The sequence below is a fragment of the Rhodococcus sp. ENV425 genome (assembly GCF_002887785.1).
Taxonomy (GTDB): Bacteria; Actinomycetota; Actinomycetes; order Mycobacteriales; family Mycobacteriaceae; genus Rhodococcus; species Rhodococcus aetherivorans.
Map to the genome: position 1 here is coordinate 1 of NZ_PCZU01000238.1, position 10,089 is coordinate 10,089.

Here is a 10,089-nt window from a genome sequence, read left to right on the forward strand (position 1 = left end):
TGTCGTCCTCGTCCGGCACGGACGGTGTCGGCGCGGTCCGGCACGATAGGTCCCATGAGCACCGCCACCACGGATCTGCGCGACGAAGCCGAACGACTGCTCCGCGACCTGGCGGGACCCGGCGCCCGGTTGCGGGAGGACCAGTGGAGCGCCATCGAGGCACTGGTGGTGCATCGCCGGCGAGCGCTGGTCGTGCAGCGCACGGGCTGGGGCAAGTCGGCCGTCTACTTCATCTCCGCCAAGCTGCTCCGCGCCCACGGGCACGGGCCGACCGTGATCGTCTCCCCGCTCCTGGCCCTGATGCGCAACCAGGTCGAGTCGGCGCAGCGCGCGGGCGTCCGCGCGGCCACGATCAATTCCGGCAACGTCACCGAGTGGGAGGAGATCCACCGGCAGGTCGCCGAGGGCGCGGTGGACGTCCTGCTCGTCAGCCCGGAGCGGCTCAACAACCCGGACTTCCGCGACCAGGTGCTGCCGGCGCTCGCCCGCGACGCCGGACTGGTGGTGGTCGACGAGGCGCACTGCGTCTCGGACTGGGGACACGACTTCCGGCCGGACTACCGGCGCATCCGCACCCTCGTCACCGAAATCGGCGAGGGCATTCCGGTGCTCGCGACCACCGCGACCGCGAACGACCGGGTCGTGGCGGACGTGGCCGCGCAGCTCGGCGTCGGGGAGGGCACGGGCGAGACCCTGGTGCTGCGCGGTGGTCTCGACCGGCCGTCGCTGCACCTGTCGGTGCTGCGGATCGACGAACCCGCGCGCCGGGCGGCGTGGCTCGCCCAGCACCTCGACGAGCTGCCCGGTTCCGGGATCGTCTACACCCTCACCGTGTCGGCCGCGCACGACCTGGCCGCGCTGCTCTCCGAGCACGGTCACACCGTCGCGGCATACACGGGGCAGTCCGATCCGGCCGAGCGGGAGCAGCTGGAGGCGGACCTCCTCGCCAACCGGGTCAAGGCCCTGATCGCCACCTCGGCCCTGGGCATGGGTTTCGACAAGCCGGACCTCGGGTTCGTGGTGCACCTGGGAGCACCGTCCTCACCCATCTCCTACTACCAGCAGGTCGGTCGCGCGGGCCGTGCGACCGAGCGGGCGGAGGTGATCCTGCTTCCGGGTCCCGAGGACCGGCAGATCTGGAGCTGGTTCGCGTCGGTGGCCTTCCCGGGGGAGGAGGTGGTGCGGCGGGTGATCGAGGTGCTCGAGCCGGAGCGGCCGCAGTCCACGCAGGCCCTCGAGCCGTTGGTCGACCTCAACCGGTCCCGGCTGGAGATGGTGCTCAAGGTGCTCGACGTGGACGGTGCGGTACGCCGGGTGAAGGGCGGCTGGATCGCCACCGGCGTGCCCTGGGAGTACGACGCCGCCCGGTACGCGACGCTCGAGCGGGCCCGCGAGGCCGAGCAGGAGGCGATGCTCGAGTACGAGCGGACCACCCGGTGCCGGATGGTGTTCCTGCGCACCCAGCTCGACGATCCCGACCTGACGTCCGACACCCCGGGCTGCGGGCGGTGCGACAACTGCTGCGGGGCGCGGTGGCCGGCGGACGTCGACGACACCGAGCTGGGCCGGGTGCGGGCCCGGCTGGACCGGCCGGGGGTGGACCTGCCGCCGCGGCGGCAGTGGCCGACGGGAATGGCCAAACTCGGCGTGGCATTGTCCGGGAAGATCACCGACGGGCCCGAGCCGGGCCGGGTACTCGGCCGGCTGTCGGACCTCGGATGGGGTCCGCGGCTGCGGGCGCTGCTGGACGGCCCCGACGCGCCGGTGCCCGACGCGGTGGTGCAGGCCGCCGTGGCGGTGCTCAAGGCGTGGGACTGGTCGGATCGCCCGACCGCGGTGATGGCCGTGGAGTCGGCGACCCATCCTCGCCTGGTCGGTTCCCTCGCGGCGCGGCTGGCGCAGCTCGGCCGGCTCGAGGATCTCGGCGTGCTGCGTGCCCGGCCCGGCCGGCCCCCGGTGACGGCAGCGAACTCGGCGTACCGGATCGCCGGCCTCGTGGACGCGTGGGAGAGCCCCGACCTCAGCGGAACCCGGGGGCCGATCCTGCTCGTCGACGCGGTCACCGACACCGGCTGGACGATGACGATGGCGGCGCGGACCCTGATCCGGGCCGGGGCCTCCGCGGTGCTGCCGCTGGCGCTGGCGAGCCCGAAATAATCGCCGCGCTCGGCCCGGGCGCTACACGAAGTGACTCTTCTCACATGGGTGTCTCACCTGCGCGGAGCCGGGGTACCCGGCGACGGATCCCGACAAGGCGGGTGAATCCCGCCCACGAAGTTGTTAGGTTCGAGACCGCTTATGACGCCTGTGACGCAGAGAAGTACCCCGCCCCGTACGCCCGCCGAAACGGCGAGCGCGCCGACCGAGCCGAATTTCCGCGCACCGCGTATTTCCGACGGAATTCGCATGTGGCAGATCGCGCGTGATTCGAAAGTGCTCGACGTCAATTCCAGTTATGCATACGTGCTCTGGTGCCGCGATTTCGCGGCGACCTCGGTCGTCGCCACCGGCGGGGACGACGAGGCGGTGGGGTTCGTCAGCGGCTACCGCCGTCCCGAGTCGCCGAACACGCTGTTCGTCTGGCAGGTGGCCGTCGACCAGGCCCAACGCGGCCGCGGCATCGCCGGCCGGATGCTCGACAGCCTGTGGGACCGGCTCGCCGACACCGGCGTGAACCGGCTCGAGACGACCGTCAGCCCGGACAACGAGGCGTCCATCGCGCTGTTCACCGCGCTCGCCCGGCGACGCGGACTGCGCATCACCCGGAGCGAATTGTTCACCCCTTCGGATTTTCCCGATTCCCACATGGCCGAGGATCTCTACACGATCGGCGAATGAATACACGACCGGCGAAAGCGAATTCGCCGCAGGAGGACGACGAATGACCATCCTGGAGCACCCCGAAACCCCCGCCAAGCACAGCGTTTTCGATTACCTCGAATCCGAGGTGCGCAGCTACAGCCGCGGCTGGCCGACCGTGTTCGAAACGGCGTCCGGATCGTGGCTCCGCGACGAGAACGGCAAGGACTACCTCGACTTCTTCGCCGGCGCGGGAGCCCTCAACTACGGGCACAACAACCCGGTCCTGAAGACCGCGCTCGTGGACTACATCATGGGTGACGGCATCACCCACGGCCTCGACATGTCCACCGTCGCCAAGCGGGAACTGCTCGAGTCGTTCGAGAGCCACATCCTGGCCCCCCGCGGCCTCGACTACAAGGTCCAGTTCCCCGGCCCGACGGGCACCAACTCGGTCGAGGCGGCGCTCAAGCTCGCCCGCAAGGTCACCGGCCGCGAGTCGATCATCAACTTCACCAACGCATTCCACGGGATGACCCTGGGTGCGCTGTCGGTGACGGGCAACTCCATGAAGCGGGCCGGGGCCGGTGTGCCGCTGGTGCACGCCACCCCGATGCCGTTCGACAACTACTTCGACGGCGTCACCGAGGACTTCCACTGGTTCTCCCGCGTGCTCGACGACTCCGGCAGCGGTCTGAACCGCCCGGCGGCGGTGATCGTGGAGACCGTGCAGGGCGAGGGCGGCGTGAACGTCGCCCGCCCCGAGTGGCTGCGTGCCCTCGCGGATCTGTGCGCCGAGCGCGACATCCTGCTCATCGTCGACGACGTGCAGATGGGCTGCGGCCGCACCGGCCCGTTCTTCTCGTTCGAGGTCGCCGGGATCACCCCGGACATCGTGACCCTGTCGAAGTCGATCGGCGGGTACGGCCTGCCGCTGGCGCTCACGCTGTTCAAGCGCGACCTCGATGTGTGGGGCCCGGGCGAGCACAACGGCACGTTCCGCGGCAACAACCCGGCGTTCGTCACCGCGGCGAAGGCGCTGCAGCACTACTGGGCCGACGACCACCTCGAGCGCGAGACGCTGCGCAAGGGCGAGCGGATCCGGCAGACCTTCATGAACCTGTCCGACATGTTCGACGGCGTCTCCACCCGCGGTCGCGGCATGGTTCAGGGCCTGGTCTTCGACGAGCCGAACGACGCACAGAAGGTGTGCGCCCTCGCGTTCGAGCAGGGCCTGCTCGCGGAGACCTCCGGCCCCTCCGACGAGGTCGTCAAGCTGCTTCCGCCGCTGACGATCAGCGACGACGAGCTCGAGCACGGTCTGAACATCCTGTGCGAGGCCACCTCGGTGGTCCGGGCCTGACCCCCGGCCGCCGTCGACCCATGCACGAGAAGACAAGCTTCCGAAGGACTTACGTATGATCGTCCGTACCACCGAGGAAATCACCGGCACCGAGCGCGACATCACGTCGGACAACGGCAACTGGCGCAGCAAGCGCATCGTGCTCGGTGGCGACAAGGTCGGGTTCTCGTTCCACGAGACCACGATCGAGGCCGGCACCGTCAACGAGTTCCACTACGCGAACCACATCGAGGCGGTGTGGCTCATCGAGGGCACCGGCACCCTCACCGACCTCGAGACCGGCACCGTGTACCCGCTCGCACCCGGCACGATGTACCTGCTCAACGGCCATGAGCGGCACCGCGTCGAGCCGGACACCCGGATGCGCATGTTCTGCGTGTTCAACCCGCCGGTCACCGGCCGGGAAGTCCACGACGAGAACGGCGTGTACCCCCTCGTCGAGGTCGTCTGAGTGCCCGCAGCGAGTGACCGGCCGGGCGTTCGCGCCTAGAGTCGGAGCCATGACCTACGAGCGACAGCCGCGCATCGCCGTCGGCCCCGCCCCGGACATCGTGTTCGACCGGGCGATCGGGGCTGGCGGCGGTCGCGTGTGCGGGTTCGACGACCGCCCGGACGCGGTGGTCTGGACCGCCGGACCGGACGAGTTCCCCGCGGTGCTGCCGGCGTCGGTGCGGTGGGTTCAGCTGCCCGCCGCCGGCGTGGAGGACTGGTTCGACGCCGGCGTCATCCGCGCTCACCCCCAGGTGACGTGGACGTCGGCCGCCGGGGCGTTCGCCGCGACGGTCGCCGAACACGCGCTCATGCTGCTGCTCGCCGGCGTGCGGGCGCTGCCCGACCACCTGGCGGCCACGTCGTGGACGCCGAGCGTGTTCTACCCCCAGCTGGGCACCCTGCGCGGCGCCACCGTCGGGATCATCGGCGCGGGTGGCATCGGCCGGGCCCTGATCCCCATGCTCGGTTCGCTCGGCGCCCAGGCGCTCGCGGTCACCCGCAGCGGCCGCCCCGTCCCGGGCGCCGTGGAGACGGTCCCCGTCGCACGGATCGACGAAGTATGGCCCCGCGCAGACCATTTCGTGATCGCCGCCCCCGCCACGGCCGAGACCGAGCAACTGGTGGGCGCCGACGAGCTGGCCGCGATGAAGCCGACCGCCTGGGTGATCAACGTTGCCCGCGGCAGCCTCGTCGACACCGACGCGCTGGTGGACGCCCTGAGCCGCCGCGTCATCGCGGGCGCCGGCCTGGACGTCACGGACCCGGAACCGCTGCCGGACGGGCACCCGCTGTGGTCGCTGCGCAACGCCATGATCACCCCGCACGACTCCAATCCCCCGGCGCTGCGCATCCCCGCGTTCGCCGAGCACGTGACCGAGAACGTCACGCGCTTCGCGGCCGGCCTCGATCTCGCCGCGGTCGTCGACCCGAGCGCCGGGTACTGACACGCCGCTACCCTGGACGGGGTGATCGAACCGCTACACCACCTGCTCGACGGCCGGCGGTTGTGCGTGCTCACCGGCGCGGGCATCTCGACCGACTCCGGCATCCCGGACTACCGCAGCCCCGGCGCGCCACCCCGCAACCCGATGACCTATCAGCAGTTCGTCGGGGATCCGGAATTCCGGCGCCGCTACTGGGCGCGCAACCATGTCGGGTGGCGGCACATGGACTCCGCACGGCCGAACGCCGGGCACCGCGCCCTCGCCGCGCTCGAACGCCGCGGCACCGTCCTGGGCGTCCTGACCCAGAACGTGGACCTGCTGCACACCAAGGCCGGGAGCCGGCGGGTGATCGACCTGCACGGCTGCTACGCGCAGGTGCGCTGCCTGGCGTGCGACCTCCGGATCTCGCGCTTCACCCTCGCCGAGCGGCTCACCGCCGCCAATCCGGGCTTCCTCGAACGGGTTCGGGGGACGACGGGTCTCGAGGTGGCGCCGGACGCCGACGCGGTCGTCGACGACACCGGCAGCTTCCGCATGGTGGACTGCGAGCGGTGCGGGGGGATGCTCAAGCCGGACATCGTCTACTTCGGTGAATCGGTGCCACGCGAGCGCGTGGAGCGCGCCTTCGCGCTCGTCGACGAGGCGGATGCCCTGCTCGTGGTCGGCAGTTCCCTGACGGTGATGTCCGGGTTGCGGTTCGTGCGGCACGCCGCCAAGCGCCGCATGCCGGTGGCCGTGGTCAACCGTGGCGTCACGCGCGGCGATCCCCTCGCCACCGTGAAGGTCGACGCGGGCTGCTCGGAGGTGCTCACGGCCCTGGTCACCGCGGCACCGGCGGCCACCTCCGGCCGGTGACCGCCCGCGCCTACAGCGTCACGAGATCGTCCGCGTGCACCACCGGCCGCTGCAGGTCCGCCGGCAGCTGCCGCGTGGAGAACCCGATCATCCAGTCCAGCTCGGCGGCATCGTAGGCCACCACGCCGCGCCCCACCGTGCGGCCGTCGGGACCGACCAGCGCCACCACGTCCCCACCGTGGAAGCGCCCGCTCATTCCCGTGATGCCCGCCGCGAGCAGCGAGCGGCGCCGTTCCACCACCGCCCGTACCGCGCCCGCGTCCAGGTGCAGGGTGCCGTGGGTGTCGGCGGCGTGCCGCACCCAGAAACGCCGCGCCGACATCCGGTCGGGCCGGGCCGCGAACGCGGTGCCCACGTCCGCGGCACCGAGGGCACGGTCGGCCTGCGACGCGGCGGTGAGCAGCACCGGCACACCCGAATCCGCGGCCAGGCGCGCGGCGGACAGCTTCGACGCCATACCGCCCGTGCCGAGGGCGCCCCCGGACCCGGCGACGACGCCGTCGAGGTCCTCCGGGCTCGTCACCTCCGCGATGAGGTGGGCGTCGCCCTTACGGGGATCGCCGTCGTAGAGGCCGTCGACGTCGGAGAGCAGGATCAGCGCGTCGGCGCCGACGAGGTGCGCGACGAGCGCGGCGAGGCGATCGTTGTCGCCGAACCGCAGCTCGGCGGTCGCGACGGTGTCGTTCTCGTTGACCACGGGCACGGCGTGCAGCGCGCGCAGCCGGTCGAGGGTGCGCTGGGCATTGCGGTGCTGGGTGCGCCGCGCGATGTCGTCGGCCGTGAGCAGCACCTGCCCGACGGTGCGGCCGTATCGGGCGAAGGAGGTGCCCCACGCGTGGGCCAGGGCAAGCTGTCCGACGCTGGCCGCGGCCTGCTTGGTGGCCAGGTCGCGGGGCCGGATGGTCAGGCCCAGCGGGGCGAGGCCGGCGCCGACCGCGCCGGAGGACACCACCACGACGTCCGAGCCGGAGCGCATGCGCTCTTCGAGAGCGTCGACCAGGCAGTCGAGGCGGTCCCGGTCGAGGCCGCCGACCAGGCTGGTGATGGCGGACGAGCCGATCTTCACCACGACGCGGCGCGCGCCGGCGACGGCCTCCCGGGTATCGCTCACGATCTCCTGCTTCTGGGCTCGAGGTGCAGTGGTCAGAACTCGTCGTCGTCGGTCGCGAGACCGCGGCGGACCCGCTTGGCGTGGCGGCGTTCGGCGGCGCCGACCCGATCGACCTGGTCGAGGCGGGCGTCGGTGCCCCGGCCGGTGGGCACGACGTCCACGCCGGCCTGGGTCTGCGGCTCCCACTCGAACGAGACGTCGCCGATGGTGACGGAGGCACCCGGTTCGGCGCCCTGCTTGACGAGTTCGTCCTCGACACCGAGGCGGGCGAGCCGATCCGCGAGGTAGCCGACGGCCTCGTCGTTGTCGAACGCCGTCTGACGCACCCAGCGCTCGGGCCGGGTGCCGCGCACGATGAAGCCACCCGGCGTCTCGGGGTCGGCGACGACGCTGAAGCCGGTCTCGTCGACGGCGACGGGCCGGATGACCGGCCGCCGCGGCGCGGCCGGCGGATGCGCCTGCCGGTACTCCTCCACCATCCGCGCCAACGCGAAGGTCAGCGGCCGCAGCCCTTCCCGGCTGACGGCGGAGATCCGGAACACCGGCCAGCCCCGCTCCTCGAGCTCGGGGGTGACGAAATCGGCGAGTTCCGCGGCGTCCGGCACGTCGACCTTGTTGAGGATGACGATGCGGGGACGATCGGCGAGGTCGCCCAGGCTGCTGTCGCCGGACAACGCCGGCTGGTAGGCGGCCAGCTCGGCCTCGAGTGCGTCGATGTCGGAGACGGGATCGCGCCCCGGCTCGAGCGTCGCGCAGTCGACGACGTGCGCGAGCACGGCGCAGCGCTCGAGGTGACGCAGGAAGTCCAGGCCGAGACCGCGGCCCTGGCTGGCGCCGGGGATCAGGCCCGGCACGTCGGCGACGGTGAACGTGGTGTCGCCCGACTGCACGACCCCGAGGTTGGGAACGAGGGTGGTGAACGGGTAGTCGGCGATCTTCGGCTTGGCCGCGGAGAGCACCGACACCAGCGAGGACTTGCCGGCGGACGGGAACCCGACCAGCCCGACGTCGGCGACGGACTTGAGTTCGAGGACGAGGTCGCGCTCCTCCCCCTCCTCGCCGAGCAGGGCGAAGCCGGGGGCCTTGCGGGCCTTCGACGCCAGGGCCGCGTTGCCGAGGCCGCCGCGGCCACCGTGGGCGGCGACGAAGCGAGTGCCGGCGCCGACCATGTCGGCCAAGATCCGGCCGTCCTTGTCGAGCACGACGGTGCCGTCGGGCACCTTGAGCACGAGGTCGCCGCCGTTGGCGCCGTCGCGGTTGCTGCCCGCGCCCTGCGTGCCGTTCGTGGCTTTCGCGTGCTGGTGGAAGTGGAAGTCGAGGAGGGTGTGGACCCCCTCGTCCACCTCGAGCACGACGTTGCCGCCGTTGCCGCCGTTCCCGCCGTCGGGGCCGCCGAGCGGCTTGAACTTCTCGCGATGGACGGAGGCGCAGCCGTTACCACCCTTGCCGGCGGTGACGTGCAGCACCACCCGGTCGATGAAGCGGGACATGGGGTGGACCTCCGTCGAATGGTGGAACTGTTGTGTCGACCGGTAGCCCCACTGTGCCGGGATTACCGGAGTTGTGCCGGAACGACCGCTACCGGTCGTCCCGAAAACAGTAGGGGCGGACCCGGGTGTGCGACCCTGGTCCGCCCCTACTGGGAGTATGTGCGAAGGGAACCTCCGCGGTGTCCGATTCGGACGGCAGATCAGGCGTCTGCCGCGACCGGAACGATGTTGACCGTCTTGCGACCACGCTTGGTGCCGAACTCGACGGCACCGGCAGCGAGGGCGAACAGCGTGTCGTCGCCGCCACGGCCGACGTTCACGCCGGGGTGGAAGTGGGTGCCGCGCTGGCGCACCAGGATCTCACCCGCGTTGACGGCCTGGCCGCCGAAGCGCTTGACGCCGAGACGCTGGGCGTTCGAATCGCGACCGTTACGGGAGCTGGATGCGCCCTTCTTGTGTGCCATGACGAACCCTCCTGGGGTTTGAAGCGGAAGCCCGAATTACTTGATGCCGGTGACCTTCAGGACCGTCAGCTTCTGACGGTGACCCTGGCGCTTGTGGTAGCCGGTCTTGTTCTTGAACTTGTGGATGCGGATCTTCGGGCCCTTGGTGTGCTCGACGATCTCGCCGGTGACCGTGACCTTCGCCAGCTTGTCGGCGTCGGTGGTCAGCTCGGCTCCGTCGACGACGAGGACCGGAGCAAGCGAGACAGCAGTGCCGGGCTCACCCTCGATCTTCTCGACCTTGACGAGATCGCCCTCAGCGACCTTGTACTGCTTACCGCCGGTCTTGACGATCGCGTACGTTGCCATCGGACGGCTACCCCTTGCTAGTTCGAACGTGCTCGCGCCACGGTGTGCAACGCGACTGGTCTGGTGTGGTTGCTGACTCGGGGCCCGCCACCTTCCCGCATCGGGCGCAGCAGGGCCGTATCGCCGAGTAGCGACTGACCAAGATTACGGGAAGGTGACTGCCAGGGTCAAACCGGGCCCGCGCGGTGTCGGGCCCGGTCGGACCTCATGCCTGTGCTTCGAC

General features: G+C 71.0%; 10 protein-coding genes. 6 read left to right on the top strand and 4 right to left on the bottom strand.

What is annotated here, in order from left to right; genetic code table 11:
- The first annotated feature begins 54 nt into the window (after positions 1 to 54).
- From CQZ88_RS20350 to CQZ88_RS20375, 6 genes are all read left to right on the top strand, one after another.
- The gene (locus CQZ88_RS20350; protein ID WP_006937211.1) at positions 55 to 2,157 is read left to right on the top strand and encodes a RecQ family ATP-dependent DNA helicase; all 2,103 of its coding nucleotides are present in this window, start codon (positions 55 to 57) and stop codon (positions 2,155 to 2,157) included.
- Positions 2,158 to 2,406: 249 nt separating this feature from the next.
- On the top strand, positions 2,407 to 2,838 hold the full coding sequence (ectA, locus tag CQZ88_RS20355; RefSeq protein WP_006937213.1) for a diaminobutyrate acetyltransferase: 432 nt from the start codon (positions 2,407 to 2,409) through the stop codon (positions 2,836 to 2,838).
- A gap of 43 nt (positions 2,839 to 2,881) precedes the next feature.
- Entirely contained in the window at positions 2,882 to 4,162 is a 1,281-nt protein-coding gene (ectB, locus tag CQZ88_RS20360; RefSeq protein ID WP_006937215.1) for a diaminobutyrate--2-oxoglutarate transaminase, read from the top strand.
- 55 nt (positions 4,163 to 4,217) lie between these two features.
- Complete coding sequence (locus tag CQZ88_RS20365) at positions 4,218 to 4,613, top strand: ectoine synthase (RefSeq protein ID WP_006937217.1); 396 nt, start codon at positions 4,218 to 4,220, stop codon at positions 4,611 to 4,613.
- A gap of 49 nt (positions 4,614 to 4,662) precedes the next feature.
- Positions 4,663 to 5,598, top strand: coding sequence for a D-isomer specific 2-hydroxyacid dehydrogenase family protein (locus CQZ88_RS20370; protein WP_029543149.1), 936 nt, complete (start codon positions 4,663 to 4,665; stop codon positions 5,596 to 5,598).
- A 21-nt stretch (positions 5,599 to 5,619) separates the two neighbouring features.
- Positions 5,620 to 6,453 carry an NAD-dependent protein deacetylase gene (locus CQZ88_RS20375; RefSeq protein ID WP_043796594.1) on the top strand — a complete coding sequence of 278 codons (834 nt, stop codon included), beginning with the start codon at positions 5,620 to 5,622 and terminating at the stop codon, positions 6,451 to 6,453.
- A gap of 10 nt (positions 6,454 to 6,463) precedes the next feature.
- Here the strand turns inward: CQZ88_RS20375 and proB are convergent, their stop codons facing one another.
- The 4 genes from proB to rplU form a co-directional block, all read right to left on the bottom strand.
- A complete protein-coding gene (gene proB / locus CQZ88_RS20380; protein ID WP_006937225.1) occupies positions 6,464 to 7,564 on the bottom strand; it encodes a glutamate 5-kinase in 1,101 nt (366 codons plus the stop codon).
- A gap of 32 nt (positions 7,565 to 7,596) precedes the next feature.
- A complete protein-coding gene (gene obgE / locus CQZ88_RS20385; RefSeq protein ID WP_006937227.1) occupies positions 7,597 to 9,054 on the bottom strand; it encodes a GTPase ObgE in 1,458 nt (485 codons plus the stop codon).
- Between the two features lie 200 nt (positions 9,055 to 9,254).
- The gene (rpmA, locus tag CQZ88_RS20390) at positions 9,255 to 9,518 is read right to left on the bottom strand and encodes a 50S ribosomal protein L27 (RefSeq protein WP_006937229.1); all 264 of its coding nucleotides are present in this window, start codon (positions 9,516 to 9,518) and stop codon (positions 9,255 to 9,257) included.
- Positions 9,519 to 9,554: 36 nt separating this feature from the next.
- On the bottom strand, positions 9,555 to 9,866 hold the full coding sequence (gene rplU, locus CQZ88_RS20395) for a 50S ribosomal protein L21 (protein ID WP_006937230.1): 312 nt from the start codon (positions 9,864 to 9,866) through the stop codon (positions 9,555 to 9,557).
- Positions 9,867 to 10,089 lie beyond the last annotated feature (223 nt).